Source organism: Azospirillum sp. UENF 211521 (assembly GCF_058780535.1).
The window spans coordinates 1,024,675-1,051,392 of the sequence record NZ_JBSNCF010000002.1; the positions used below are offsets into that span (position 1 = coordinate 1,024,675).

Here is a 26,718-nt window from a genome sequence, read left to right on the forward strand (position 1 = left end):
CGGTCATGAGGCGGGCATCATCAGGTCGGGGTACCGCGGTAGTAGGGGCTATCAAGATAGCGCCCCAACGCGAAGCGTGTCAGCACCCCGATCACCGCCGCCACCGGAACCGCCAGCAGAACGCCGACGAAACCGAACAGCGACCCGCCGGCCAGCAGGGCGAAGATCACCCAGACCGCGTGCAGCCCGACCTTCTCGCCCACCAGTTTCGGGGTCAGGACGTTGCCCTCCACCGCCTGCCCGAACAGGAAGATCGCGATGACGATGGCGATTCGCCACGGGTCGTCGAACTGCAGCAGGGCCAGCCCGGTGCTCGACACGAATCCGAACAGCGAGCCGACATAGGGGATGAAGGACAGAAGCCCCGCCATCAACCCGATCACCAGCCCGAAATCCAGCCCGGCCAGCGACAGCGCCACCGCGTAGAACACGCCCAGCACGAGGCAGACCAGCGCCTGCCCGCGGACGAAGCCGGCCAGCGTCTCGTCGACTTCGCGCGCCTGCTCGCGGATGGTCGCAGCGTGGTGCAGGGGCAGCCAGCCGTTCACCTTGGCGACCAGGATGTCCCAGTCGCGCATCAGATAGAAGGCGACGATCGGCGTGATGAACATCACCGACAGCACGTCGAACAGCGCCAACCCGCTCGACAGGATGTGCTTCAGCACCTTGCCGACCCAGCCGACCACGTCCCCGGCGTAATTGCCGGCGGCACCGCGCAGCCGCTCCACATCCTCCGGCGACAGGCGGTGGACCAGCCGGTCGAGCATCGGCATCAGCCGGTCCCGCGCCGCGTTGGCGTAGTTGGGCAGCACCTCGATCAGGTGGGACACCTGCGACTGCACCAGCGGCAGCAGCAGCAGGACCATGAGCACCAGGACCAGGACGAAGGACAGCAGCACCAGCGTCGTCGCCAGCCAGCGCGGCAGGCGCCAGCGCTCCACCCGGTCGACCACCGGGTCGAGCAGATAGGCCACCGCCAGCCCGACCACGAAGGGCAGCAGCATGCCGGACAGCAGCCACAGGGCCAGGACGAACAGGCCAAGCCCGATCAGCCAGAAGCGGATCTGCTTGCCCGCCGTCACGGAACCCCTCCATGCCGGCTGAACAGAAGGCCGCCACGGTAGACGTAGGCCAGCCCCGACAGCACCGTCGTCGCGGCGCAGGCCCAGATGAGCAGCGGCACCAGCTCCTGCCCGAACAGATGGAAGTCGGGCAGCCCCAGCCCCGCCGGGGCCAGCACCGCCGCCGCCAGGGACAGCTGCACCGCCGTGTTGATCTTGCTGACATAGAGCGGCTGCATGGCCAGCGACTCCTTCAGCGTGTAGAGCAGCATCACCCCGCCGATGATCATCAGGTCGCGGAACACCACCAGGATGACCAGCCACAGCGGCAGCACGCCGATGTGGCCCAGCGAGACGTAGACGCTGACCAGCAGCGCCTTGTCGGCAATCGGATCGAGATAGGCGCCCAGCACGGTGCGGGCTCGGAACATGCGGGCCACCGCGCCGTCGACGGCGTCGGACACCCCCGCCCCGACGAACAGCCAGAAGGCGACTCCCAGCTCCCCGGCCAGGATGAAATAGACGGCGACCGGCACCACCAGGATGCGGCCGAAGGTGATGATGTTCGGAATGCTCACCGCGGTGCCTTCTGCCGTTGTCCTTGCCGCCGCCGTCCCCGCAAGGGCCGGTCCCGGCCCGTCTGTAACGCCGGGAGGCCGTTTGCCGTCACGCCCTTTCGATCATGGGCGCGCCGTGCCGGTGGCCGGCAGCGTGCCCAGGATGCGCGGCGGCGCCCCCGGCGCGGCCTGCGGCACGCCGACGGGGGCCGGAGTCGATGCTGGGATAGGCCGACGGCGCGGCGGTGGCCGGGGAGAAGGCGGACGGTGTCGCCGGGACGGGCCCCGGAGACGGCGCGGCGGGCTGCGCCAGGGACGACGCCCCGGCACCCTTCGCCAGCACCTGGAGTTGCCATTCCGGCGTGGGCGCGACCGGCGGAAGCGGCTGACCCGGAACAGGAGCCGGCATCGGTGCCGCGACCGCCCCGGTGCGGGCGAGGCCGAGGTCGCGGCGGGCCAGCGCTTGGCGCAGCCGCTCGACGTCACCGCGGTGGGTCAGCGCGACCAGCGCCTCGTAGCGGCTGATCGACAGCACGTCGGTGCGGGTGACGGCGTTGACCATGCCGAGCCGCTTGCGCGTCTCCACCCAGTCGTTGAGGCTGGCCAGTGGCACGCGCACCAGAGTCGCCTGCTCCGGCCCGCTCGCCACGGTGTTGTCGCGGCGGTAGGATTCGTCGATGGCGGCCGACACGAAGGTCGTCGCGCGGGTCAGGAAGTCGCCGGCCCGGTCGGCCATGTCGGCCTTCACGTTGACCGTCTGCTGGTCCCGCGCGCCGTCGGGGGTGTAGTGGGTCACCTCGACCGCCAGCGGCCGGCCGAGATCCAGACCGCCCGCCGGCAGGTCGGTCTTGGCGACGATCACGCCGCCGGCGTTGTAGCGCTGGGCGATGCGGGCCAGCGCCTCGGCATCGCCGGACAGCGCCTCGTTCACGCCGATGGCGGAGATGTCCGCCAGTTCGCCGTCCGGAACGACCAGCGGCACCAGCGAGGCGGCGGTCTGCCGGCCTTCCCAGGCCTCGCGCCACTCGGTGCGGTCCTCCCACAGGACGGGGCGGCCGTCCACGACGGTCACCGGCAGGATCACGTAGGGCCGGGCCGGCGGTTCGACATACTGCTGGCCGCCGCCGGCCAGCGTCTCGCGCACCGGGTTGGGGCGGAAGCGCACGGTGATGCTGCCGACATAGCGGGTGGCCGACACCTTCTCGTCGTCGATCTCGAAGCCCTGGACCAGCCGGGCGAGTTCGATGTCCGACACCCGCGGAACCGTGGTGGCCGAGGGGACGAGGCGCTTGTACAGCTCCGCCCAGGCCTTCACCTGCGCATCGCGGATCGCCTGATCGCGGGCGGCGTTGGCGTTGGCGGCGCTGACGTCCACCTTCACGCCCGATACGGTGAAGGGGTCCGCGGCCTGGACCGCCGCCGGAGCCGTTCCGGGCGCTGCCGGAGCCGCCACCGCGGGTGGAGCGGCGCCGGTCACCTGCGCGTCCACGGGGCCGGCCGGAACGGCCAGGGCCACGGTGATGGCGGCGAAGCCCGCAAACAGCGGCGCATGGCGGCGGTGGAGCATTGCAAAGCCTTCCGATTCGAGTATGTTCGGCCCGTTCCCTATTGACCCGGCCCAAAATGACCCGGTTCAGGTGGCCCAGGTATATAGCTCAGCCCAAGCGAGGATACCATCAGCACCCAGTCTAATAACACGTCCGACGCCTACAAGCAGGCCGGCGTGGACATTGATGCGGGCAACGCGCTCGTTGACGCGATCAAGCCGCTCGCCCGTTCCACCGCGCGCCCGGGCTCCGACGCCGGGCTGGGCGGGTTCGGCGCCCTGTTCGACCTGCGCGCGGCCGGGTATCACGACCCGCTGCTCGTCGCCACCACGGACGGCGTCGGCACCAAGCTGAAGGTCGCCATCCTGGCGAACCGCCACGACACGGTGGGCATCGACCTCGTGGCGATGTGCGTGAACGACCTCGTCGTCCAGGGCGCGGAGCCGCTGCTGTTCCTCGACTATTACGCCACGGGCAAGCTGGACGTCGCCGCGGGCCGCGCCATCGTCGCCGGCATCGCGGAAGGCTGCCGTCAGGCCGGCTGCGCTCTGGTCGGCGGCGAGACGGCGGAGATGCCGGGCATGTACGCCGACGGCGACTACGACCTCGCCGGCTTCTCGGTCGGTGCGGTGGAGCGCAAGGACGCGCTGACCGGCGCCACCGTGCAGGACGGCGACGTCGTGCTCGGCCTCGCCTCCTCCGGGGTGCATTCCAACGGCTATTCGCTGGTCCGCAAGCTGGTGGAGACGTCCGGCCTCGGCTACGACTCGCCCTGCCCCTGGGACGCCTCGAAGACGCTGGGCGAGGCGCTGCTGACCCCGACCCGCATCTATGTGAAGAGCACGCTGGCCGCGGTGCGCGCCGGCACGGTGCGGGCGATGGCCCACATCACCGGCGGCGGCCTGATCGAGAACATCCCGCGTGTCCTGCCGGACGGGCTGGGCGTCACGCTCGACGCGTCCACGTGGCCGCTGCCGCCGGTCTTCAACTGGCTGATGAAGACGGGCGGGCTGACCCCGCTGGACATGGCGCGCACCTTCAACACCGGTCTCGGCATGGTCGTCGTGGTCCCGGCGGACAAGGCGCAGCAAGCGGCTGAGATCCTGGCCCAGGGCGGCGAGACGGTCTTCACCGTCGGCACCGTCCACGCGGTCAAGGACGGCGACCCCCGCGTCACCGTCACCGGCATGGACACGGCATGGTCGGCCTGACGCCCAACGCGCTGAAGGTTGGGGTCCTGATCTCCGGGCGCGGCAGCAATCTGCAGGCGTTGATCGACGCCTGCGCCGCCCCGGACTTTCCGGCGGAGATCGCGCTGGTGCTCTCCAACAAGGCCGACGCCTATGGGTTGGAGCGCGCCACCGCCGCCGGGGTTCCGGTCGCCGTGGTCAGCCACCGCGACTTCCCCGGCGACAAGCGCGCCTTCGAAGAGGCCATGGACGCGCGCCTGCGCGAGGCGGGCGTCGAACTGGTCTGTTCTGGCCGGCTTCATGCGGCTGCTGTCGCCCTGGTTCGTCGAGCGCTGGCACGACCGGATGATCAACATCCACCCGTCGCTGCTGCCCTCCTTCAAGGGGCTGGACACCCACCGGCGGGCGCTGGACGCCGGGGTGCGCTTCCACGGCTGCACCGTCCATTACGTCCGTTCGGAGATGGACGAGGGGCCGATCATCGCCCAGGCCGCGGTTCCGGTCCTGCCCGGCGACGACGCCGACCGGCTGTCCGCCCGCGTGCTGGAGGCCGAGCACCGGCTCTACCCCCAGGCGCTGCGCCTGATCGCCGGGGGCCGCGCCCGCGTCGAGGATGGCCGGGTGACCCTGTCGGGTCCTGAAACGACTGTGCCGACCCTCATCAACCCGTCGGCCTAAGTCGCCCTAGCGGAACCCTTGCCGCAACCGTCCGCGCTCCCCACATTTTGCGCCGGAACCATAACAGGGGAGGCAGAGGGCGATGGCGGTTACCGATCACGGCCACAATCCGGTCAGCGAGGATGTCGTCCGCCGCCATGAAGCGGGCTGGCACGCCTTCACCCGCTTCATGACGCTGGCAACCGCGGGCGTGATCGCCGTGCTGGTCTTCATGGCGATCTTCCTGGTCTGACGGCCTTCCCGGTCTGACGGCCCGTTCAAGCGGCCAACCGGAAGCCTGCCAACCGAAACGCCGTGGCGGGGCGCTTACGCCCCGTCCGGCAGACGGCCCAGCAGCAGGTCGCGCATCTCGCCGACCAGCGCGTCCACCTGCTGCTCCCACGCCTCGGTGCCGCCCTGGATGGCGTGCATGACGTGGGTCGCGAGGTGGATCAGCGCGGCGCGCACGCAATCCTCGGCCGGGAAATCCAGCCCCACCGTGTCCTGAAGGAACTGGCCGAGCTGGTCGGCGGCGTTCCAGGGATGGACGACCACCGTGTCGAAGCCGCTGGTCCCCAGGAACACCGCATTCAGGGCGGTGGCCTGCGCGTTGATCGCATCGATGGCCGCGTCCTGCTCGACGTTGCCGTGCAGCACCTCCTGGAAGGCCGCCAGGCACTGGTCGACGTAGCCGCGCACCAGCAACTCCACCACGCCCGGATCGCTCAGGTCGTTCCTGCCCTTCACGAGGGACGGCAGCGGCTCCAGCAGGGCCGCGACGATCGGCTTGACGTCGGGATTTTCCATGGCGGGGGTACTCCTAGCGGTAGAATCCCCGAATACTCGACTTCGCCACGCCTGTCCACGACGCCGTGACCCGGTGCGGGCGACAAGTTGCGGGCGGCCATCTCGAAGCGCAAGGTCCTGAATTCGAAAAGGGCCGCCCCGATTGGGACGGCCCTTCGCGCAAAGCTGCGAAGCGGAAGACCCGCGATCAGCCAACCAGCTCGATGCCGGCGAAGAAGAAGGCGATCTCCTGGGCGGCGGTCTCCGGAGCGTCCGAGCCGTGCACCGAGTTGGCTTCGATCGACTCGGCGAACTCCTTGCGGATGGTGCCCTCGGCGGCGTTGGCCGGGTTGGTGGCGCCCATGATCTCGCGGTTGCGGGCGATGGCGTTCTCACCTTCCAGGACTTGGAGCACGACCGGGCCGGAGATCATGAAGGAGACGAGGTCGTTGAAGAACGGACGCTCGCGATGCACGCCGTAGAACTGCTCGGCCTGGGCCTTGGACAGCTGGACGCGCTTCTGCGCGACGATGCGCAGGCCGCCGTCCTCGAACTTGGCGTTGATCTTGCCGGTCAGGTTGCGGCGGGTGGCATCGGGCTTGATGATCGAGAGGGTGCGTTCGACGGCCATGGCGGTGGGCTCCTGCTGGAAATGCGTTATGGGCGCCGCTGGTTTGGCCGGGGCGCCGATTGCGCGGGGTTATATAGGCGCTTTTCGGCCACGGCAACCGCTTCGTGAGGCCGGTTCGTGAGGCCGCGCCGCGTCGCTTCGCGCGGCTGCCATGAAGGGTTGCCCCGCGGGTCCCGCTTCAAATCGCGGTTTCCCCGTGGTAAACCGGCGCCGATATGCTGCACATCAACGACCTGACGTTCCGCTACGGCGGACGTGTGCTGTTCGACCGCGCCACCGCGGTCGTGTCGAAGGGCCACCGCGTGGCGCTGGTCGGCCGCAACGGCACTGGAAAATCCACCCTCCTCAAGCTCATCGCCGGCCAACTCCAGACGGACGCCGGAGCCATCGGCGTGCCGACCGGCACCAAGATCGGCATGGTGGCGCAGGAGGCCCCGAGCGGCGCCACCACGCTGATCGACGCCGTCCTGGCCGCCGACACGGAGCGCACCGCCCTGCTGGCCGAGGCCGAGACGGCCACCGACCCCATGCGCATCGGCGAGATCCACGCCCGGCTGGCCGACATCGAGGCGCATTCGGCGCCGTCGCGCGCCGCCCAGGTGCTCTCCGGGCTGGGCTTCGACGCCGACGCGCAGGCCCGGCCCTGCTCCGATTTCTCGGGCGGCTGGCGGATGCGCGTGGCGCTGGCCGGCGTGCTGTTCGCCCGGCCCGACCTGCTGCTGCTCGACGAGCCGACCAACCACCTCGACCTGGAGGCGACCATCTGGCTGGAGGGGTACCTCAAGAACTACCCCCACACGATCCTGCTGGTCAGCCACGACCGCGACCTCTTGAACTCGGTCCCCACGACGACCATCCATGTGGACCAAGGGAAGCTGGTGACCTACGCCGGCAACTACGACCAGTTCCTCAAGCAGCGCCGCGCCAACATGGAGCGGCTGCAGGCCATGGCGACCAAGCAGGAGGCCAAGCGCAAGCACATGATGGCCTTCGTCGAACGCTTCCGCTACAAGGCGACCAAGGCCCGGCAGGCGCAGAGCCGCCTGAAGGCCCTGGAGAAGCTGGAGACCATCACGCTGATGGAGGACGACGCCGAGGTCGTCTTCAACTTCCCCCAGCCGGACGAGATGGCCCCGCCGCTGATCGCGCTGGACGGGGTGACCATCGGCTACGGCGACCGCGCCATCCTGCGCCGCGTCAACCTGCGCATCGACATGGACGACCGCATCGCCCTGCTCGGCGCCAACGGCAACGGCAAGTCCACGCTGGTCAAGCTGCTGGCCGGTCGGCTGGAGGCCATGGCCGGCGAGGTGAAGCGGCCGACCAAGCTGCGCGTCGGCTATTTCGCCCAGCACCAGCAGGACGAGCTGGACCTGTCGCTGACCCCGATCCAGCAGACCCAGCGCATCATGCCGCTGGCGCCGGAGGAGAAGGTGCGCGCCCATCTCGGCCGCTTCGGCTTCCAGCAGAGCAAGGCGGAAACCCGCATCGCCGACCTCTCCGGCGGCGAGAAGGCCCGGCTGCTGCTGGCGCTGATGAGCCGCGAGACGCCGCACATCCTGATGCTCGACGAGCCGACCAACCACCTCGACGTGGACAGCCGCGAGGCGCTGATCGAGGCGATCAACGGATTCGAGGGCGCGGTGATCCTCATCAGCCACGACCCGCACCTGATCGAGCTGACCGCCGACCGGCTGCTGCTGGTGGCCGACGGCACGGTGCAGCCCTACGACGGCGACCTCGACGACTACCGCCGCTTCCTGCTCGACCGCGCGCGGGCCGAGCGCGCCGCCGCCAAGGGCGGCGAGACGGTGGACGCCGGGGCCAGCCGCAAGGACCAGCGCCGCGCCGCGGCGGAGGCCCGCGCCACGCTCGCCCCGCTGAAGAAGAAGGCCACCGACGCGGAGTCGCAGGTCAACAAGCTGACCGAGGAGAAGCGCAAGATAGAGGCGAAGCTGGCCGATCCCGCCCTCTACAGCGGCCCCAGCGACAAGCTGCAGAAGCTGCAGATCGACCTGGGCGTTGTGGACAAGAAGCTGTCCGCCGCCGAGGAGGCGTGGCTGGAGCATCTCGAAGCCTATGAGTTGGCGGCGGCGGAGGCCGGCGTATGAGCGTGCCGCGCGACGTGGCCTTCACCGGAGCGGCCTCGCTCCCCGCGACCACCGCCCGTCGCGGGCGGCAGGACCATGGGGAGGAGCGGACCTCCGACGTCCTGGCGGCCTTCCGCGCCAACCTGCCGGAGGGGCGGGTGTCGCTGGGCGACCTGATCCAGGCGCTGGGCGACCGCTCGCTGGGAACCATCCTGCTGGCCCTGTCGCTGCCGACCATCGCGCCGGTGCCGCTGGGCGTGTCCTGCCTGTTCGACCTGCCGATCCTGCTCTTCTCCGCCCAGATGGCCTTCGGCAAGCGCGGCGCCGCCCTGCCCGGCTGGATCCTGCGCCGCTCGGTCAGCCGCTCCCTCGCCGCCCGGATGATCGACAAGGCGATGCCGCGGCTGACCGCCATCGAAAGGATGCTGAAGCCGCGCCACAGCCGCTTCGCCAGCATCGACGGGGAGCGCTGGTTCGGCGTGCTGGTGCTGCTGCTGTCGCTGACCTGCGTGGTGCCGCTGCCGCTGACCGGCTGGCTGCCCGGCTTCGCCCTGGTCCTGCTGTCCCTGGGCCTGATCGAGCGCGACGGGGCCGCCGTCGCGGTCAGCCTCGCCCTCACCGTGGCGGGTCTGGTCTTCTTCGCGCTGGTCGCCAGCAGCCTGTCCTACGCCGGCCAGACCCTGTTGTCCCTCACGTCATATCCCGCGTTCATGGCATAGCTCCCGCCGCTGCGGCCGGTTGCGGGGGAACCCCGGATGCGACATAAGTGCGCTCTGGGATTGTTAGGTTCGGGACCCCCTGAGGCTCCAGCTTGTTTAGCCCCGGGGTAAAACGCTCAACAGCCAACGGCGAAAGGCCGATCATGACACCAACGGAAATCACCGTCGCGGAGAAGCAGAAAAGCGGCAAGACGCCGCCGGCCGCGTGGCTTTTCTTCCAGCGTTGGTTGGCAAATCCCCTTTCCATGGGTTCCGTTACACCATCCTCGGGCGCGCTCTGCCGGCTGATTGGCGAACAGGTGCTGTGCGGGCCGGACCAGGTCGTCGTGGAGTTCGGCGGCGGCACCGGCGCCATCACCAAGGCCCTGCTCCAGCGCGGCATTCCGGGCAACCGCATCTTCACCTTCGAGATCGACGACCACCTGTCGCGCTTCCTGCGCGGCCATTACCCGGACGTCAACGTCGTCCATGACGACTGCCGCAAGGCCGCCGACATCCTCGGCCCGGAGCTGGTCGGCAAGGTCGGCACGGTGGTGATCGGCATCCCCATGCTGAACCTGCCGATGCGCGCCCAGAAGGAGGTCGTCGAGGCCTGCTTCCGCATCCTGCCCGAGGGCGGGCGCTTCGTTCTCTACACCTACGGCCTCGTGTCGCCGCTGAACCAGCGCGCGCTGGGCGTCAAGGGCAAGCGGCTGGGCTTCACCCCGCTGAACGTCCCGCCGGCCTCCGTCTGGGGCTATTGGAAAGCCCAGCCCTAATCCCCCATCACCCCTTGCCCATCACCCTTTACGGGGCGCCTGCCGCAGCAGGACATCCGTCAAGCCCACCGGCAGAGCCGCCATCAGCCACACCGCGGCGGCCATCGGCCAGGGGAAGGCGATGCGCGGCCTGTTGCGGGCCAGCCCGCTCTTGATGACCTGGGCGGCGCGGTCCGTCTCCATCAGGAAGGGCATGGGGAAGCGGTTCACCGCGGTCATCCGGCTTTTCACGAAGCCCGGACAGATCACCGTCACGCCGATCCCCTGCCCCGCCAGATCGCCGCGCAGCGACTCGCCATAGACCCGCACCGCCGCCTTGCTAGCGCAATAGGCGGGCGCGCCGGGCATGCCGCGGAATCCGGCCAACGAGGCCATCAGGGCGATCTGCCCGCGCCGCCGCGCCTGCATGCCGGGCAGCAGCGGGTGGACGCTGTTCAGCACGCCGTCCACATTCACCTGGAAGATGCGCCGCGCCTGCTCGGCGCTCTCCACGCCGCCCCCGGTGCCGGCGGAGATTCCGGCGTTGGCGATGACCAGATCGACCGGCGCGCGGGCGTCCAGCGCGCTCAGCCACCCCGCCATCGCCGCGCGGTCGGCCGCATCGACCAGCGCGGTTTCCACCGCCGCCCCGGCGGCGCGGCAGCGCTCCGCCACCGTCTCCAGCCTTACGGAGTCGCGCCCGCTCAGGGCCAGCGTGACGCCGGGCGCCGCGTAGACGCGGGCCAGTTCCTCCCCGATGCCGCTGGACGCCCCGGTGATGACGATCGAGCGCGGATCGCGCATGCCCCTGTCCCCCCTTCCTTGTCCTATGTCCCTGACGCTTGTTGCCTTGGCCGCCCGACGCTATAACGTGAGCCTCCCAATCACACAAAGACTCGTCGAGGCCGCTTTGCCCGCCCAACGCTCCGCCGTATCCAGCATGACCGGTTTCGCACGCGTGGACAGGCATGCCGACGGCTACAGTTGGACCTTCGAGGTGAAGAGCGTCAACGGGCGCAACCTCGACATCCGCTGCCGCCAGCCCGCCGGCTTCGACACGCTGGAGGCCGCCGCCCGCGCCGAGATCCCCAAGCGGCTGGCCCGCGGCAGCGTCAACCTGAACCTGACCGTCACCCGCAGTCAGTCGGTGTCGCAGCTCCGCATCAACCGCGAGCTTCTCGCCCAGGTTCTGGAGCTGGCGCGCGAGATCGAGGGCGCCGGGGCCGCCGCGCCGCGGATCGACTCGCTGCTGTCCGTCCGCGGCATCATCGAGCCGGTGGAGGAGGACGAGGGCGACGCGCGGGAGCGGGTCGAAGCGGCGCTGAAGGCCGACCTCGGCCGGCTGATCGGCGAGCTGGTCACCGCCCGCCTGTCGGAAGGGGCGCGTCTGGTCACGGTGCTGAACGGCCATCTCGACGAGATCGAGCGGCTGATCACCGCCGCCGCCGCCTGCGCCAGCACCCAGCCCGAGGCTTTGCGCGAACGGCTACGCAGCCAAGTCGCCGCCCTGCTCGACGCCGCCCCGGCCCTGCCGGAGGAACGGCTCGCCCAAGAGGCCGCCATCCTGATCGCCAAGGCCGACGTGCGCGAGGAGATGGACCGCCTGCGCGCCCACATCCAGGCCGCCCGCGACATGCTGGCGGAGGGGGGCGCCATCGGCCGCCGCTTCGACTTCCTGTGCCAGGAATTCAACCGCGAAGCCAACACCCTGTGCTCCAAGTCCGCGGACGTGGAGTTGACCCGCATCGGCCTGTCGCTGAAAGCCTCCATCGAGCAGCTTCGCGAGCAGGTCCAGAACATCGAGTGATACCCGCCTCATGCCCGAGACCATATGCCTGAGACCATGAACACGAAGATCGCCCGGCGCGGCCTGATGCTCGTGCTGTCCTCCCCCTCCGGGGCGGGCAAGACCACCATCTCGCGCCGCCTGCTGGACCGCGACCCCGGCATCACCCTGTCGGTGTCCGTCACCACCCGGCCGATGCGCCCCGGCGAGCAGCCGGGCGTCCATTACTACTTTGTCGACATGCCGGAGTTCGACCGCATGGCCGGCCAGGGCGAACTGCTGGAGCACGCCCGCGTGTTCGGCAACTGCTACGGCACGCCGCGCCACGCCGTGGAGACCGCGCTGAGCGCCGGGCGCGACGTGCTGTTCGACATCGACTGGCAGGGCATGCAGCAGCTGGCGGCCAACGCCCGCGCCGATCTGGTCAGCGTCTTCGTCCTGCCGCCCTCGGGCACCGAGTTGGAGCGCCGCCTGCACGCCCGCGGGCAGGATTCGGCGGAGGTGATCGCCCAGCGCATGGCCAAGGCGTCGGACGAGATCAGCCACTGGGGCGAGTATGATTACGTGATCGTCAACAACGACGTGGACGAGAGCGTCACCGCGGTCCAGGCCATCCTGCGCGCCGAGCGGCTGCGCCGGACACGGCAGGTCGGGATGCCGGCGTTTGTGGAGAGCGTGCAGGCGGCGCTGTAAGGCGGCGGCCCCCTCCCACCCCACTTCGTGGGTCCCCTCCCTCCCCCGCTTCGCGGGAGAGGGCACTCATCCCCTCCACCGCGAAGCGGGGGAGGGTTAGGGAGGGGGCAAGGACCTACTTCCCCCGATACGCCCGCGCCAGCGCCGCGAACCCCGCCACATCCACCTCCTCCGCCCGCGCGGTCGGCTCGATGCCGGCGGCGGCCAGCAGCGCCTCCGCGTTCCCCAGGCTCTTCAGGCTCTGGCGCAGCATCTTGCGGCGCTGGCCGAAGGCGGCGGCGGTCACCTGCTCCAGCGCCTTCCACTCCGCCGGCTCCGGGTTGGCGCGCGGGGTCAGGTGGACGATGGTGGACTCCACCTTGGGCGGCGGGGTGAAGGCCTTGGCCGGCAGGTTGAACAGCACCCGCGCGTCCGACCGCCATTGCGTGATGACCGACAAGCGGCCGTAGGCCTTGCTGCCCGGCTTGGCGACCAGACGGTCCGCGACCTCCTTCTGGAACATCAGCGTCAGGCTGACGAACTCCTCGATCCGACCCAGCCAGCCGATCAGCAGCGGCGTCGCCACGTTGTAGGGCAGGTTCGCCACGATGGCCCTCGGTGCCGGAGCGATCGCGATGGGATCGACCTCCAGCGCGTCGCCCTCGACGATGGACAGCCGCCCGTCCGCCGCCTGGATCACGTCCTGCAACGCCTCGATGAAGCGGTGGTCGCGCTCGATGGCGATGACCTGCTTCGCCTTGGTCGCCAGAAGGGCACGGGTCAGCCCGCCCGGACCAGGACCGATCTCCACGACCGTCACGCCGGCCATGTCGCCCGCCGAGCGCGCGATGCGGCCCGTCAGGTTGAGGTCGAGCAGAAAGTTCTGCCCGAGCGCCTTGCGGGCATCCAGCCCGAAACGGGCGATCACCTCGCGCAGCGGCGGCAGGGCCTGCGGGTCGAAAGCGGTGGGCATGGGGCCAGACATGGGGGCGGGATCGGGCGTGGCGTCGGTCATGGGCGCACTTATAGGACGGCGCAGGCCCGCCGTCATCTGCCGCGCGTCGTTCCTACCCGTCGCTCTTGAGCGCGATGTTCTCCGGCGTGGCGTCGAGACGGCCCGTGCAGGTGATGCGTCGCCCGTCGTCGAAAGCCTGGGACGGCTTCGGCCCGACGGTCACCTGCAGAACCACGCGGTCGGCCATCTGGTCGCCGAGGTCCTGGGGCCGGTCGCCGCCCTGGGAATCGTGGCTGAACACGCTCTCCAGATACCAGGCCGCCCCGCCCGCCCCCTGCGGCCCGCCGCGGACCAGCGCGCCGGCCAGACGGGTGTAGAGGTCCTTGCACACCTCCTCGGTCCGGTTGCGCGGCAGATCGACGAAGTTGGCGTAGGCGACGATCCGCCGGTCCTGGAAGCGGTAGAAGACGCCGCTGCGCGACACCTCCGTCCGCAGATCGCGGGACAGCCCGTCCACCGTGTCGTGCAGGTCGCCGCGCAGCCGGGTCATCCCCCAGTCGAGCAGGGTCACCGGCTCCCGCGCCAGCCAGTCCAGAGCGTCACGGGCCTGAACCGGTCCTGAGACGAAGGACAACAACAGGACGAGCGCGGCGAAACCCCTCATGGCGTCGGGCCTCCGGACCATCGTTGCGGCGCAACCGTATTGGCGATGCTATGCCAGGAGCACGGTCATCGCCAGCCGGATTCCGGGCCGCATGCCGCACCCAAGCCGGGGTACCCCCGTCAGCCCTCCAGCAGGAAGTCGCGCACCGCGGCGATCTGGTCCCCGGTCATCAGCGCCGGGGCGTGGCCGGTGTGGGCGAACTCCACCAGACGGGCCTTCGGGCCGCGGCGGGTCATCTCCTCCGCGGTCTCCGCCGGAAGGATGTCCGAGGTGGCGCCGCGAAGCACCAGAACCGGGCAGCGGATGCGGTCCCAGACGGCCCACAGGTCCACATCCTCCATCGGCTGCGCCTTGAAGGCCTCGGCGATGGCCGGGTCGTAGGCGAGGCCGTAGCAGCCGTCCGGGCGCAGGCGGGCGCTGTGCTCGGCCATGTGGCGCCACGCCTCGTCGGAAAGCCGCCCGAAGCCCATCAGGACGAAGCGCAGGTAGGACTCCACCGCCGCCAGATCCTCGAACACCGGGTCCTTGCCGACGTAATCGGCGATGCGCTGCAAGCCCGCCTTCGGGATGAAGGGGCCGATGTCGTTGACGACCAGACGGCGGATCGGGCTGTCGGGCTGGGCGGCCAGCAGCATGCCGATCAGCCCGCCCATGGACGTACCGACCCAATCCACCTCTTCCACCCCCAGCCGGGCGATCAGCGCCGCCATGTCGGCGCAGTATTGCGGGTAACCGTAGAGCGTCGGGTTGGCCAGCCGGCCGCTCTTGCCACGCCCCACCACATCCGGGCAGGCGACGCGGTAGCGGTCGGCCAGATCGAGCGCCAGCGCGTCGAAATCGCGGCCGTTGCGGGTCAGGCCATGCACGCAGACGGCGGTGCGGGCCGCGTCCTCGCGCCCCCACTGGGTGTAGGCGACGCGGTGGAACCCCGCCGCGCTGAGGCCGAGAAAGCTGCGTTCGGACATCGGCACGGGCGCGCCCTCCCCTGTTGATTCGTTCTCAGCCCTTGCCGGGCTTCGCCAGCTCCGCCGCCTGCCGGACGACCATCGGCGACGGCTCCGCCGCCGCCGCGTCGAAAGGATGGCGCGGCGCGTCGTACAGCCGGCGGATGGCGCGCACGTAGTTCCGCGTCTCCTCGTAGGGCGGAACGCCCCGGTAGCGGTCCACGGCCCGCTCCCCCGCGTTGTAGCCGGCCAGGGCCAGCGTAACGTCCCCCTGGAAATAGGCCAAGAGCCAGCGCAGGTAGCGCACGCCGCCGCGGATGTTCTGGGCGGGGTCGAAGACGTCGGACACGCCGAACCGCTCCGCCGTGTCGGGGATGAGCTGCATCAGACCGGCCGCCTCCTTGGGCGACACCGCGTCGGAGCGGAAGGCGCTCTCCACCCGGATCACCGCCATGACCAGCGCCGGGTCCAGCCCGTACTGCGGCGCGGTCTTGTGGACCAGCGCGATGATTTCCGGCGGCGGAGGCGACGCCTCGCGCAGGGGCGCGGCCCCGGGGCGGCACCAGGGACGGACATGGCCCATGCGGCCCGGCACATAGGCGACCAGCCGCCGCGCCTCCTTGTGGCCGCGCGACGCCGCGGCGCGCAGCCACGCCGTGCCGACCCGCTGGTCGCGCTTCACCCCGACGCCGAACAGGAAGCGCCGCGCCATGCGGTAGGAGGCCTCCGGATCGCCCTTCTCCGCCGCCTCGCAGTCGGCCATGCGCGACTCGCGCGAGGAGACGGAGCCGGACTTGCCCGCGGCGAGGGCGGCGGGGGCCGCCAAGGCGACGAAAAGGGCGAAGGTCAGGGGGAGGAAACGCACGGGTTGGCCTTGGAACGGTCTGCAAAACCGCATTGATATGAGGCTGCCCGCAGGACACGGCAAGCGCAGGGCAGGGTTACCCTCTTTTCGACACAGCGCGCAGGCGGTCGCGCAGCGACCGCGCCCAGCCGCGGATCACCGCCAGCGCCGGGCGGATTGCCGCGCGTACCCGCCCCACCAACCGCTTGGCGGCCTGCCAGGGCGGCAGGGCGATCAGCCAGGCCAGCCAGCGCACCACCCGGACATAGCACCAGGCGAAGGCCGGGATGGTCAGCAGCTTGTCCTTGCCGATGTGGAACAGCCGCTCGACCAACGTGACCTTGACCAGTTCCACGGCCCCCAGAAGCAAGGCGCCCTGGACCGCGTGCCCGGTGCCCATCAGGTACAGGCCGACCGGCTTCAGCGGCTCCAGAATCACCAGCGGAATCACGAACAGCGCCAGCGTCGGATAGGGGCCGAGCCGGCGGATGCGCGCCGCCAGCCGTTCGGCGAAACGTTGCCGTCCGATCCAGGCGGCCAGCGGGCGCAACGCCTCCAGCGCCACCGCGTCGATCAGGAAATAGACCAGCGCCGCGACGGTCAGCAGGGGGCGCAGCACGAAGCGGCGCAACAACCCCGCCAGCCTCCGCCCCAAGCTCCGATCCAAAGTCCGAGAGGAGGAATTTCCGTTCGAGGTAGCCATTAGGTCTTTCGTCAGGCGTACAGGGGCGTTTCGCCGGCTTGGGTTCGCCGCGGATTTCCACTATCTAACGTTTCTGCCATTGCGCGTCCGTCCCCTCGTCCACTCTCGGTGCGCCCCATCGTGCTCGGCCATTACGATCCTTACCTCGTTGCGCTGTCCGTTGTCGTGGCCTCTTTCGGCGGCTATGTGGCTCTGGACCTCGCCTCCCACGCGCGGGATGCCGGGCGGGGACGGAACGGCTGGCTGGGCGCCGCGGCGCTCGCGCTCGGGGCGGGGATCTGGTCGATGCACTTCATCGGCATGATGGCGATGCGCATGCCCGTGCCGGTGTCCTACGACATCCTGCTGACCGCGTTATCCTTTCTGCTGGCGGTCGGGGTGTCGGGGACCGGCCTCTTCGCCGTGGCGCACGGCGGGGGCGGCCGGACGACCCTGGCGGCGGCGGGCCTGCTGACCGGTTTCGGGATCGTCTCCATGCATTACGTCGGCATGGCCGGCATGCGGCTGCCGGTGCCGCTGGTCTACGACACGCTTCTGGTCGTCGCATCGGTGGCAATCGCCGTTGCCGCCTCCACCGCCGCGCTCTGGCTCGCCTTCCGCACGGCCAGCCCCTTGCAGCGCCTGTCCGGCGCGCTGGTGCTCGGCGCCGCGGTGGTCAGCATGCATTACGTCGGCATGGCCGCCGCCAGCGCCGTAGAGGACGCCGCCGGGAACGCCGCCGGGAACGCCATGGGCCACGCCATCGGTGTTGGGGCCGTCCCGGCCGGCGACGATCTCGGCCTCGTGCTGTCCACGCCGTCCCTGGCGGTGGGGACCGGAATCGGGACGCTGCTGATCCTCTCGCTGGGGCTGCTCTCCGTCCTGATCGACCGGCGCCGCTCGGCGGAGCGCGCGGCGGGGCAGGAGGCGCGCTACCGCGCCGTCGTCGACTCCGCCGTGGACCCCATCGTGGTGATCGACGAGACCGGCACCATCCAGTCCTTCAACCGGGCGGCCGAGACGACCTTCGGCTACGGCGCGGAGGAGGCCGTCGGCGCCAACGTCCGCATCCTGATGGCGGAGCCCCACCGCTCCGCCCACGACGGCTACATGAACCATTTCCGCGAGACGGGCGAGCGGCGGATCATCGGCATCGGGCGCGAGGTCGAGGGCCGGCGCAAGGACGGTTCCCTCTTCCCGCTGGAGCTGTCGGTGGCCGAATGGCACGACGGGCGGCAGCGCCTGTTCACCGGCATCATGCGCGACATCACCGCCCGCAAGGCGGCGGAGGACGCGCTGCACCGCGCCAAGGCGGAGGCGGAGCGCGCCCGCGAGGAGGCGCTGGCCGCCCGCGACAACGCCGAACGGGCGGACATGGCCAAGACCAAGTTCCTCGCCGCGGCCAGCCACGACCTGCGCCAGCCCGTGCAATCGCTGTTCTTCTTCGCCCATGCCCTGTCCGACCGGCTCGACGGCCACCCGGCCTCCCCCCTGCTGGCGAGCATGAGCGAGTCGCTGAACGGCCTGCGCACGCTGCTGGACAGCCTGCTGGACGTGTCGCGGCTGGACGCCGGTGTGGTCACCCCGGCGGTGACGGAATTCGCGCTGGGCCCCCTGCTGCAGCGTCTGGCCGAGGAGTACCGGGGCCGCGCGGCGGAAGTCGGCATCGCCCTGCGCCTCGTCCCCACCGACGGGTGGACGCGCAGCGACCCGGCGCTGGTCGAGCGCATCCTGCGCAACCTCGTGGAGAACGCCATCCGCTACACCGAGAGCGGTCGGATCCTGATCGGCTGCCGCCGCACCTCCGGCGGCCTGCGGATCGAGATCCTGGACACCGGCATCGGCATCCCCGAGGACAAGCGCGACGAGGTGTTCGTCGAGTTCGCCCAGCTCGCCAACCCGGAGCGCGACCGCCGCAAGGGGCTGGGGCTGGGGCTCGCCATCGTGCGGCGGCTGGCCGGGCTGCTCGGCCATGAGGTCACCCTGCGCTCCGAGCCGGGACGGGGCAGCGCCTTCGGCCTGACCGTGCCGTCGGTCGCGCCGCGCCGGGTGATGAAGACCTGCCGACCGGCTCCCCAGTCCGGCGCCCAGCCCCCCGCCAACGGCGGCAAGGGTCTGGTCGTGGTGGTCGAGGACGACGCCATAATCCTGCTCTCCATGCGGACCATGCTGGAGGAGTGGGGGTATGAGGTGGTCGCCGCCGTCTCCGCCGACGAGGCGATCGGCACGCTGACCAGCCTCGGCCAGCGCCCCGACATGATCGTCGCCGACTACCGCCTGCGCGAGGGACGGACCGGGCTTCAGGCCATCCGCGACATCTACGGCGTCTGCGGTGTGCGGGTGCCCGCGCTGGTGCTGACCGGCGACACCGACCCCGCGCGCATCGCCGAGGTCCAGCAGAGCGGCCACCGTCTCCTGCACAAGCCCGTGGCACCCGAGGTGCTGCGCAACGCCCTGACCTCCGCGGCCTAGACGCGTTTTCCCCGGCCGCTCCCGGCCGAGACCCGAGTGTGGTTGAAAGCGCGCTCCGCCCCGCTTATGGTCTTGGAAAAAGGCGCGTTTGCGCCGAAACCAGAATCAGGTTCCAGGAGCGCCCCCCATGAAAGCCATGCTGCTCGGCTTCGCCGCCGCCATCGTCATCGCCGTCGGCGCGTCGGTCGCGCTGACCTCCATCGACCACAGCTCGGCCAGCCGCTTCTCCAGCAGCTCGGTCCGCCTCTGACGCTTACCCCCGGCGACGGTCAGGCGCGGCGGCGGGCGGCCATGGCCTCCGCCGTCGCCAGGGCGGCGATCAGGCTCGACGCACCGGCCTTGCCGGTGCCGGCGATGTCCAGCGCCGTCCCATGATCCGGCGAGGTGCGGACGAAGGGCAGCCCCAGCGTGATGTTGACCCCCGTGTCGAAGTCGATGGTCTTCAGCGGGATCAGCGCCTGATCGTGGTACATGCACAGCGCCGCGTCGTAGCCGCGCCGCGCCGCCGCGTGGAACAGCGTGTCGGCGGGCTTCGGCCCCACCGCGTCGATGCCCTCCGCCCGCAGGTCGGCGACCGCCGGGGCGATGACGTCGATCTCCTCCCGCCCCATGGCGCCGCCCTCCCCCGCATGGGGGTTCAGCGCGGCGACAGCCAGCCGGGGCCGGGCGATGCCGAAGTCGCGGACCAGCGCCGCGGCGGTGACCCGGCCGGCGTGCAGGATCGCCTCCCGCGTCACCAGCGGCACGGCGTCGCGGACGGAGACATGGATGGTCACCGGCACGACGCGCAGATCCTGCGCGGCCAGCATCATCACCGGCTCTTCGGTGAGCCCGGCAAGATGCGCCAGATACTCGGTGTGTCCGGGATGGCGGAAGCCGGCGGCGTAGAGCGCCGACTTCTGGATCGGGTTGGTGACGACCGCCGCCGCCTCCCCGCGGCGGACCAGCTCGACCGCCCGGTCGATGCTGGCGATCACCGCCGCCCCGTTGGCCGGATCGGGCCGGCCCGGCGTGACCGGGACCGCCAGCGGCTGGGGCAGCACCGGCAACGCCGCGCCGAACAGCGCAGCACCCTCGGCCATGCTGCCCACCGCCCTCACCGGGACCGGCAGACCGAGCCGGGCGGCGAGCGCCTCCAGGCGGGCGGGATCGTCCAGAAGGACGAAGGGCGGCACCGCGCCGTCCGCGCGGGCCGCCCCGGCCTTCGCCCGAGCGTCCGCCCAGGCCTTCAGTGCGATCTCCCCGCCGATCCCCGCCGGCTCGCCCATGGTCAGGGCGAGCGGCGGCCGGACGCCGGACGTGGTCATCAGTTGCGGATCTCCACGAAGGCGGTGCGGCGCAGGTCGCGCAGGTAGCGGCGGGCCAGCAGGTCGGCGCGCTCGTTGATCAGGTCGCGCTCGATCTCCTCGCGCGGCGGCATCTTGATGTCCTTCGGATCGATCGGCGGCGGGGCCGGGGCGGCCACCGGCTGCGGCTCGGCCTCGGGCGGCGGCTCGATCATCGGCACGTCGCGCTTGCAGACGATCAGGATCACGGCGCCGCCCGGGCTCATCAGCACCGGGCTGGGCTGGCCGAGCGGGATGCCGACGGCGAGCTGCTGGAGGCCCGGCGCGAGGTCCTTGACCCGCAGCGTGCCCATGTCGCCCGATTCCGGAATGCCCATGGCGCGGGCCTTCTCGTCGAAGTCGGTGCAGCTCTTGATCGACTTGCGCAGCTTCTCCGCCTGCGCCTGGACCGCCTTCAGCTCCTCCTTCGAGGGGGCCGGGATGACGATCTGCTTCATGTTGACCTTGGCCTTGGCCAGATCGGGCTTCGGCTGGGCGCGCGGGCGCGGCGGCGGGGCCGGCGGCGGAGCGGTGGAGGCGTTGCTGCCGAAGGGCCGCTGGTCGCGGACCAGCAGGACGTGATAGCCGGTCGCCGTGCGAACCGGCGAGGAGAGCTGGCCGGCGCGCATGGTGGACAGGGTCTTGTCCAGCTCGGCGTTCAGCTCGCCCGTGCGCACCCAGCCCATGTCGCCGCCCGAGGCGGCGCCGGCGGACTGCGAGAACTGGCGGGCCAGCGCGGCGAAGTTGCCGCCGCGGCGCACCTCCTCGACCAGCCGTTCGGCGTTGCGGCGCACCTCCTCGTCCTGGTCGGGGCTGTCCACCGCCAGGAAGATCTCGGCCACCAGATACTCCGGCTTGCCGATGTTGGCCTTGATGCGCTGCATCACGGCGTCGATCTCCTCGTCGCCGATCACCACCTCCTGCCGGATGCGGCGCTGCATCACCCGCTGCCAGGACAGCAGCGCCCGCACCTGCTCGCGCAGGGTGGAGACCGGGACGTTCTGGGCCTTCAGCATGGCTTCGAGCTGCGGGCGGCCCATGCGGTTCTGTTCGGCGATGCGGCCGATCGCCTCGTCGATGTCCTTCGACGGGACCGAGACGCCGAGACGCTTGGCCTCCTGGAGCTGGAGCCGCTCGTCGACGAGCTGGCGAAGCACCTGCGGGGTCAGGCGCTGGCGCGTCTCCGCGCTGTCCTGGGCGCCGGCGTTCAGCAGAGCGAGGCGGATGCGCGCGTGCACGTCGGACAGCGAGATGACCTCGTCGTTGACGACGGCGGCGATGCGTTCCGCGGGGCCTTGCGTTCCCGCCGGGCTGTTCGGAGCGTTGGGAGCCCGCGTCTGGGCCGCGGCGGGCGATCCGGCGGCAAGAAGGGCGCAGGCGGTCGCCACGGCGAAGGCAGACCGGACGGCTCGCAAACTCTGCATGGTGCTCCAGACTCCAGAGGTGGTTGCCGTTTAATACGGCCCCCCCGGGCGCGTGTAAACGGAATCGTGGGACGCATCCTGCAACGGAATTGTGTCCAAAGACCGGGCGGGCGGTGTCGGGCCCGCTCCGGATCCGGCGTCAGCCGTCCTCCAGATGCAGCAGCGCCGCGGTGCCCAGAAGCACGCTGACGCAGGCCGGGCTCCAGGCCGCCATGGCCAGCGGGATGGTCTCGGAGATGCCGAAGGTGCGGATCACGTCGGTCATCACGAACAGGACGAATCCGGTCAGCACGCCGCCCGACACCATCGTCATGGTGCCGCCGCGCCGCGGCAGCCGCAGCGAGAAGGCCGCGGCGAACAGCACCATCGCCACATAGAGCACGGGCTGCGACAGCAGCGACTGGTAGTGCAGCCGGTGCCGCACCGCCGGGAAGCCGGTGGCCTCCAGCGTGCGGATGAACTGCGGCAGCTCCCAGAAGGAGATCGTCTCCGGCGCGGCGAAGCTCTCCTCGATGGTGGTCCGGTTCAGCTCCGTCGGGATGACATAGGCCGGGACCGTCTCCGATTCCTTCTTGCCGAGGTTGATCGTCGCGTCCTGCAGCTCCCACTTCCGGTCGCGCAGCACGGCGCGCGGCGCGTCCACCCGGCCGATGTAGGTCATGTTGGTGTCGAAGCGCAGAACGATGACCTGCGACATCTCGAAGGTCAGCGGGTTCACCCCGTCGGCGTGGATGAAATACTGCTCCCCCGCCTCCTGCTGGCGCAGCCAGAGGCCGCTGCGCGAGACGTCGAAACTGCTCGACTTCAGTTTCAGGTAGCGGTCCTGAAGCTGGTTGTACTTGGCGATGAAGACCGCGCCGACCGGGTTGATCATCGTCACCTTCACGGCGCCGATCATCAGTGCTGCGATCAGCACCGGGGTCAGGAACTGCCACGCCGACACGCCGACCGCGCGGGCCACCACCAGCTCCGCGCTGCGCGTCAGCCGCCAGAAGGTGAACATGCCGCTGAACAGGATCACGAAGGGGAAGATCTGCTGGCCGATCTCCGGCAGCTTCAGCAGGGCCATGCGCAGGACCAGCCAGAAGGTGATGTCCGGCTTGGTTCCGGCGCGGCGCAGCAGCTCCACGACGTCGAGCAGCAGGATGATCGACAGCAGGATGCCGAGCAGCAGCAGGAACCAGGTGACGAACTGGCGCCCGATGTAGCGCGACAGCGTGGCGGATGAATACATGGGCTCCGGCCTCCCCGGCCGATCGACGGGCGGTACGCGGCGCGCCGGGGGCTTCCACCACGGCGTGACGGGGCTATGTACTGCGGACGGGCGCGGGAAACAACCGGTCCGCGCCTTGACAGGGCGCACGGGAAGGTCTTTATCCCAGGGTGGTTGCGGATCGATCCCACCCGCCCCGGCGCCCGCGCGCCGGCCGTCCCAGCCGAGAGGAGCCCGAGAGGAGCCGATGAAGTTCGCCTTTGCGAAGCCCGCGCTGCCCAAGTCCGGCACCGTCGCCGTCACCGTCGCCACCGATCGCGCGCTCGGCGCCGCGGGGCAGGATCTCGACCAGAGGACGGGCGGCTCGCTGTCCCGCGCCATGAAGGCCAGCCGCTTCACCGGCAAGCGGGAGGAAACTCTGGCGATCCTCGCGCCCGCCGGGGTGGAGTTCGACCGCATCCTCCTGGTCGGCATCGGCAAGGGCGAGGATCTGTCCGAGGCCACGCTCCAGTCCGTCGGCGGCGCCATCGTCGCCGCCCTGGAAAAGTCCGGCGAGACCGAGGTCTCGGTCCTGCTCGACCTGCCGGACGGCGGCACCGTGGCCCCCGACGCGGCGGCGGCGGAGCTGGCCTTCGGCGCGCAGCTCCGCTCCTACCGCTTCGACAAGTATCGGACGACCGAGAAGAAGGAGGCCAAGCCCTCCCTCAAGAAGATCATCGTCCTGACCGCCGAGCCGGACACCGCCAAGCGCGCCTATGGCCGCCTGGAGCCGCTGGCCGAGTCCGTCGCCTACACCCGCGATCTGGTGTCGGAGCCGGCCAACGTCCTGAACCCGGAAAGCCTCGCCGACCGTTGCCGGGACCTGACCGAGGTCGGCCTGCAGGTCGAGGTTCTGGACCTCAAGAAGCTGAGGAAGCTCGGCATGGGCGCGCTGATCGGCGTCGCCCAGGGCAGCGCCTTCGAGCCGCGCGTCGTCGTGATGCGCTGGGACGGCGCCCCCGACGCCGAGGACCGCCGCCCGCTCGCCTTCATCGGCAAGGGCGTGACCTTCGACACCGGCGGCATCTCCATCAAGCCCGCCGCCGGGATGGAGGACATGAAGTGGGACATGGGCGGCGCCGCGGTGGTCATCGGCACCATGCGCGCGCTGGCCGCCCGCAAGGCGAAGGTCAACGCCGTCGGCATCGTCGGCCTGGTCGAGAACATGCCGTCAGGCACCGCGCAGCGCCCCGGCGACGTGGTGACCTCGCTGTCCGGCCAGACCATCGAGGTGATCAACACCGACGCGGAAGGCCGCCTCGTCCTGGCCGACTGCCTGACCTACGCGCAGGAGACCTTCAAGCCGCGCCTGCTGGTCGACCTCGCCACCCTGACCGGTGCGGTCATCATCGCGCTGGGCCATGAGCACGCCGGCCTGTTCGCCAACGACGACTGGCTGGCCGAGAACCTGCTGGCCTCCGGCAAGTCGGTGGGCGAGCCGCTGTGGCGCCTGCCGATGGGCGACGCCTACGACAAGGACATCAACTCCGACATCGCCGACATGAAGAACGTCGGGTCGGGCCGCGGCGCCGGCAGCATCGTCGGCGCGCAGTTCCTCAAGCGCTTCGTCGAGGATCTGCCCTGGGCGCACATCGACATCGCCGGCGTCGCCTGGTCGAAGAAGGACACGGCCACCGTGCCGAAGGGCGGCACCGGCTTCGGCGTCCGCCTGCTCGACCGCTTCGTGGCGAGCTATCACGAAGGCAAGTGAGGTCTTCGTCCGGCGGGGCGCCGCCCTGCCGGACGCATTCACGGACCGCAGGACTTCCGGACGATGAGGCCATGACCGAGGTCCGTTTCTATCACCTCCAGCGGCGCACGCTCGAACAGGCATTGCCGAAGATCCTGGAAAAGGTTCTGGAGCGCGGCTGGCGCGCCGTCGTCCTGGCCGGCTCGCCGGAGCGGGTGGACGCGCTCAATCAGCATTTGTGGACCTACGATCCCTCCTCCTTCCTGCCGCACGGCGCGGCGCGCGACGGCTTCGCCACCGACCAGCCGGTCTGGCTGACCGCCGAGGAAGAGAACCCCAACGGGGCCACCGTCCTGATCCTGGTGGACGGGGTGACCAGCGGCGCCATGGAGTCCTTCGACCTCGTCTGCGACCTGTTCGACGGCAACGACGGCGAGGCGGTGCTGGCGGCGCGCGAGCGCTGGAAGGTCTGCAAGGCCGCCGGCCATGCCCTCACCTACTGGCAACAGAACGACCGCGGCGGCTGGGAAAAGCGCGCCTAAAACCGACTAATTTTATATGCTTTAAAGCATTCTTCGAGTGATACCGCTAACGCGGTGTAATATTGCATTCATTTGTCTCAACCGTTCTTGACGGGCCTCCTGTGCGCAAGGTTAATCTAAAACCCGTAAAATCCCGCGGGGCGGCGCACAGGTGGAGGGCAGTATGCAAAGGTGCGTCCATAGGACCGGGACGGCTCCGCCATGACCCGGAGCGCTCTCGACCCGACCTTGGCGCGGGACGTCAAGGACGCCGCCATCCTGATCGTCGACGACAACGCGTCGAACGTCGAGCTGGTTCGCGACATCCTGATCCACGAGGGCTACACCGCCGTGCGGGGGGAAACCGATCCGCGCCGGGTCCCCGCCCTCTGCGAGGCGCAGCGCTTCGACCTTCTGCTGATCGACATCCGCATGCCGCACATGAGCGGCTTCGACCTGATGGAGCGCATCAACGCCCTGTATGGCGACGATGTCGTTCCCATCCTCGTGCTGACCGCCCACACCGACCAGGAGACTCGGCGGCGCTCGCTGGAGCTGGGCGCCAACGATTTCCTCACCAAGCCCTTCATCGCCTGGGAGCTGCTGCACAGGGTGCGCAGCGTGCTGGAAATCCGCAAGCTCTACCAGCGCGCCGCCGAGCAGAACCGTGGTCTGGAACGCCGCGTGTCGGAACGGACCGCGGAACTCAGCGCCGCCCTGGAGGCCGCACGCCACGCCGACCGGGCCAAGCTCGACTTCCTCTCGGTGACCAGCCATGAGTTGCGGACCCCGCTGAACGCCATCATCGGCTTTGCCGAGGTGCTGTCCAGCGAGGCGCACGGGCCGCTCGGCCACGACGACTACATGGATTACGTCCGGCTGATCGAGGAGAGCGGCAAGGCGCTGCTCGGCATGGTCAACAACATCCTGGACTTCACACGGGGGTCCGGCGGAATCGACCTTGCTGAATCGACCATCGACCTGCCCGCCCTGCTGATCCGCTGCATCGACCTGCTCGGCCCCAAGGCGCAGGCCAAGGCGCAGACCATCACGCTCCAGCCCGGCCCGCCCGTCACCTTGCGCGCCGACCAGCGCCGGCTGGGGGAGATGATCGTCCATCTGCTGGACAACGCGGTGAAGTTCGGCCACCGGGGCGGGGGGGTCACGCTGCGGATCGCGCTTCAGGGCGGGATGGTCGCCATCGCGGTCGCCGACGACGGCCCCGGCATCCCGCCGGAAATGGTCGACCACGTCTTCCGCCCTTTCATCCAGGGCGAATGCTCGCTGGTCCGCCAACATGAAGGGATCGGGCTGGGCCTGCCCATCGTCCGCCGCTTCGCCGAATTGCACGGTGGCAACGTCGAATTGGAAAGCGCGCCGGGGCGCGGCACCACCGTGACCATCCTGTTGCCCGCCGCCCGCCTGACGGCCCCGCCCATCGCCGGCCTCCGGGAATCCCGGGCTTTGTGAGGGCGGCCGAGGCCGGGCGGGCCGGGTGCCGGGTTTCCCGAT

General features: G+C 70.3%; 26 protein-coding genes and 1 pseudogene. 13 read left to right on the top strand and 14 right to left on the bottom strand.

The genetic code is table 11. The annotated features are described in order from the left end of the window. Positions 1-20: 20 nt before the first annotated feature. The 3 genes from ACWPN5_RS21435 to ACWPN5_RS21445 form a co-directional block, all read right to left on the bottom strand. Positions 21-1,082: an AI-2E family transporter gene (locus ACWPN5_RS21435; RefSeq protein ID WP_200477276.1), complete on the bottom strand. Its 1,062-nt coding sequence runs from the start codon at positions 1,080-1,082 to the stop codon at positions 21-23. Beyond that, entirely contained in the window at positions 1,079-1,639 is a 561-nt protein-coding gene (locus ACWPN5_RS21440; RefSeq protein WP_114858155.1) for a CDP-alcohol phosphatidyltransferase family protein, read from the bottom strand. The genes ACWPN5_RS21435 and ACWPN5_RS21440 overlap by 4 nt, the downstream gene beginning before the upstream one ends. 88 nt (positions 1,640-1,727) lie before the next feature. Then, positions 1,728-3,185 carry a DUF2066 domain-containing protein gene (locus tag ACWPN5_RS21445; RefSeq protein WP_492297266.1) on the bottom strand — a complete coding sequence of 486 codons (1,458 nt, stop codon included), beginning with the start codon at positions 3,183-3,185 and terminating at the stop codon, positions 1,728-1,730. Between the two features lie 156 nt (positions 3,186-3,341). Between ACWPN5_RS21445 and purM the strand changes: the two genes are divergently transcribed. The 3 genes and pseudogenes from purM to ACWPN5_RS21460 all read left to right on the top strand — a co-directional run bounded on the left by purM (position 3,342) and on the right by ACWPN5_RS21460 (position 5,265). Then, on the top strand, positions 3,342-4,376 hold the full coding sequence (purM, locus tag ACWPN5_RS21450; protein WP_374191463.1) for a phosphoribosylformylglycinamidine cyclo-ligase: 1,035 nt from the start codon (positions 3,342-3,344) through the stop codon (positions 4,374-4,376). Then, positions 4,364-5,033, top strand: a pseudogene (gene purN / locus ACWPN5_RS21455) (phosphoribosylglycinamide formyltransferase). Before purM ends, purN begins: the two are co-directional and overlap by 13 nt. 82 nt (positions 5,034-5,115) lie before the next feature. Further along, positions 5,116-5,265 (top strand): aa3-type cytochrome c oxidase subunit IV, encoded by a 150-nt coding sequence (locus tag ACWPN5_RS21460; RefSeq protein ID WP_109072472.1) that lies wholly within the window; start codon positions 5,116-5,118, stop codon positions 5,263-5,265. Between the two features lie 74 nt (positions 5,266-5,339). Here ACWPN5_RS21460 and ACWPN5_RS21465 read toward each other — a convergent pair whose 3' ends face one another. After that, positions 5,340-5,819, bottom strand: a complete 480-nt coding sequence (locus tag ACWPN5_RS21465) for a hypothetical protein (RefSeq protein ID WP_200477280.1) — start codon at positions 5,817-5,819, stop codon at positions 5,340-5,342. 187 nt (positions 5,820-6,006) lie between these two features. Next, a complete protein-coding gene (gene ndk / locus ACWPN5_RS21470; RefSeq protein ID WP_014197473.1) occupies positions 6,007-6,429 on the bottom strand; it encodes a nucleoside-diphosphate kinase in 423 nt (140 codons plus the stop codon). 215 nt (positions 6,430-6,644) lie between these two features. Between ndk and ACWPN5_RS21475 the strand changes: the two genes are divergently transcribed. From ACWPN5_RS21475 to ACWPN5_RS21485, 3 genes are all read left to right on the top strand, one after another. Further along, positions 6,645-8,540: an ABC-F family ATP-binding cassette domain-containing protein gene (locus ACWPN5_RS21475; RefSeq protein WP_492297267.1), complete on the top strand. Its 1,896-nt coding sequence runs from the start codon at positions 6,645-6,647 to the stop codon at positions 8,538-8,540. Continuing rightward, entirely contained in the window at positions 8,537-9,238 is a 702-nt protein-coding gene (locus tag ACWPN5_RS21480) for an exopolysaccharide biosynthesis protein (RefSeq protein WP_492297268.1), read from the top strand. Before ACWPN5_RS21475 ends, ACWPN5_RS21480 begins: the two co-directional genes overlap by 4 nt. 245 nt (positions 9,239-9,483) lie before the next feature. Next, positions 9,484-9,996 (top strand): class I SAM-dependent methyltransferase, encoded by a 513-nt coding sequence (locus tag ACWPN5_RS21485; protein WP_247882954.1) that lies wholly within the window; start codon positions 9,484-9,486, stop codon positions 9,994-9,996. A 21-nt stretch (positions 9,997-10,017) separates the two neighbouring features. On the opposite strand, the gene ACWPN5_RS21490 is transcribed toward ACWPN5_RS21485, so the two are convergent. Then, positions 10,018-10,779, bottom strand: coding sequence for an SDR family NAD(P)-dependent oxidoreductase (locus tag ACWPN5_RS21490; RefSeq protein ID WP_200477282.1), 762 nt, complete (start codon positions 10,777-10,779; stop codon positions 10,018-10,020). Positions 10,780-10,915: 136 nt separating this feature from the next. Between ACWPN5_RS21490 and ACWPN5_RS21495 the strand changes: the two genes are divergently transcribed. Both ACWPN5_RS21495 and gmk read left to right on the top strand, forming a co-directional pair. Next, entirely contained in the window at positions 10,916-11,782 is an 867-nt protein-coding gene (locus ACWPN5_RS21495) for a YicC/YloC family endoribonuclease (RefSeq protein ID WP_492297270.1), read from the top strand. Positions 11,783-11,806: 24 nt separating this feature from the next. Further along, the gene (gene gmk / locus ACWPN5_RS21500) at positions 11,807-12,454 is read left to right on the top strand and encodes a guanylate kinase (protein WP_492297272.1); all 648 of its coding nucleotides are present in this window, start codon (positions 11,807-11,809) and stop codon (positions 12,452-12,454) included. 115 nt (positions 12,455-12,569) lie between these two features. Here the strand turns inward: gmk and rsmA are convergent, their stop codons facing one another. The 5 genes from rsmA to ACWPN5_RS21525 form a co-directional block, all read right to left on the bottom strand. Next, positions 12,570-13,418 (bottom strand): 16S rRNA (adenine(1518)-N(6)/adenine(1519)-N(6))-dimethyltransferase RsmA, encoded by an 849-nt coding sequence (gene rsmA / locus ACWPN5_RS21505; protein WP_492298011.1) that lies wholly within the window; start codon positions 13,416-13,418, stop codon positions 12,570-12,572. Between the two features lie 82 nt (positions 13,419-13,500). Then, the gene (locus ACWPN5_RS21510; protein ID WP_145680889.1) at positions 13,501-14,052 is read right to left on the bottom strand and encodes a hypothetical protein; all 552 of its coding nucleotides are present in this window, start codon (positions 14,050-14,052) and stop codon (positions 13,501-13,503) included. A 119-nt stretch (positions 14,053-14,171) separates the two neighbouring features. After that, a complete protein-coding gene (locus ACWPN5_RS21515) occupies positions 14,172-15,023 on the bottom strand; it encodes an alpha/beta fold hydrolase (protein ID WP_492297273.1) in 852 nt (283 codons plus the stop codon). Between the two features lie 28 nt (positions 15,024-15,051). After that, positions 15,052-15,861 (bottom strand): lytic transglycosylase domain-containing protein, encoded by an 810-nt coding sequence (locus ACWPN5_RS21520; RefSeq protein ID WP_492297275.1) that lies wholly within the window; start codon positions 15,859-15,861, stop codon positions 15,052-15,054. 76 nt (positions 15,862-15,937) lie between these two features. Continuing rightward, complete coding sequence (locus ACWPN5_RS21525) at positions 15,938-16,474, bottom strand: hypothetical protein (RefSeq protein WP_492297276.1); 537 nt, start codon at positions 16,472-16,474, stop codon at positions 15,938-15,940. 189 nt (positions 16,475-16,663) lie between these two features. On the opposite strand from ACWPN5_RS21525, the gene ACWPN5_RS21530 reads away from it, so the two are divergent. Next, positions 16,664-18,994: a hybrid sensor histidine kinase/response regulator gene (locus ACWPN5_RS21530; protein ID WP_492297277.1), complete on the top strand. Its 2,331-nt coding sequence runs from the start codon at positions 16,664-16,666 to the stop codon at positions 18,992-18,994. A 127-nt stretch (positions 18,995-19,121) separates the two neighbouring features. Then, on the top strand, positions 19,122-19,244 hold the full coding sequence (locus tag ACWPN5_RS21535; RefSeq protein WP_257722160.1) for a hypothetical protein: 123 nt from the start codon (positions 19,122-19,124) through the stop codon (positions 19,242-19,244). A 19-nt stretch (positions 19,245-19,263) separates the two neighbouring features. Here ACWPN5_RS21535 and pdxA read toward each other — a convergent pair whose 3' ends face one another. The 3 genes from pdxA to lptG all read right to left on the bottom strand — a co-directional run bounded on the left by pdxA (position 19,264) and on the right by lptG (position 22,977). Further along, positions 19,264-20,301, bottom strand: a complete 1,038-nt coding sequence (gene pdxA / locus ACWPN5_RS21540; RefSeq protein ID WP_492297279.1) for a 4-hydroxythreonine-4-phosphate dehydrogenase PdxA — start codon at positions 20,299-20,301, stop codon at positions 19,264-19,266. Beyond that, positions 20,301-21,743: a peptidylprolyl isomerase gene (locus ACWPN5_RS21545; protein WP_145680895.1), complete on the bottom strand. Its 1,443-nt coding sequence runs from the start codon at positions 21,741-21,743 to the stop codon at positions 20,301-20,303. Before ACWPN5_RS21545 ends, pdxA begins: the two co-directional genes overlap by 1 nt. 139 nt (positions 21,744-21,882) lie before the next feature. Further along, complete coding sequence (lptG, locus tag ACWPN5_RS21550) at positions 21,883-22,977, bottom strand: LPS export ABC transporter permease LptG (protein ID WP_145680896.1); 1,095 nt, start codon at positions 22,975-22,977, stop codon at positions 21,883-21,885. 226 nt (positions 22,978-23,203) lie between these two features. Between lptG and ACWPN5_RS21555 the strand changes: the two genes are divergently transcribed. From ACWPN5_RS21555 to ACWPN5_RS21565, 3 genes are all read left to right on the top strand, one after another. Next, a complete protein-coding gene (locus ACWPN5_RS21555; RefSeq protein ID WP_492297282.1) occupies positions 23,204-24,706 on the top strand; it encodes a leucyl aminopeptidase in 1,503 nt (500 codons plus the stop codon). A 71-nt stretch (positions 24,707-24,777) separates the two neighbouring features. Next, positions 24,778-25,227, top strand: coding sequence for a DNA polymerase III subunit chi (locus tag ACWPN5_RS21560; RefSeq protein ID WP_145680898.1), 450 nt, complete (start codon positions 24,778-24,780; stop codon positions 25,225-25,227). Positions 25,228-25,428: 201 nt separating this feature from the next. After that, the gene (locus ACWPN5_RS21565) at positions 25,429-26,676 is read left to right on the top strand and encodes an ATP-binding response regulator (RefSeq protein ID WP_200478036.1); all 1,248 of its coding nucleotides are present in this window, start codon (positions 25,429-25,431) and stop codon (positions 26,674-26,676) included. The last annotated feature ends 42 nt before the right edge of the window (positions 26,677-26,718 follow it).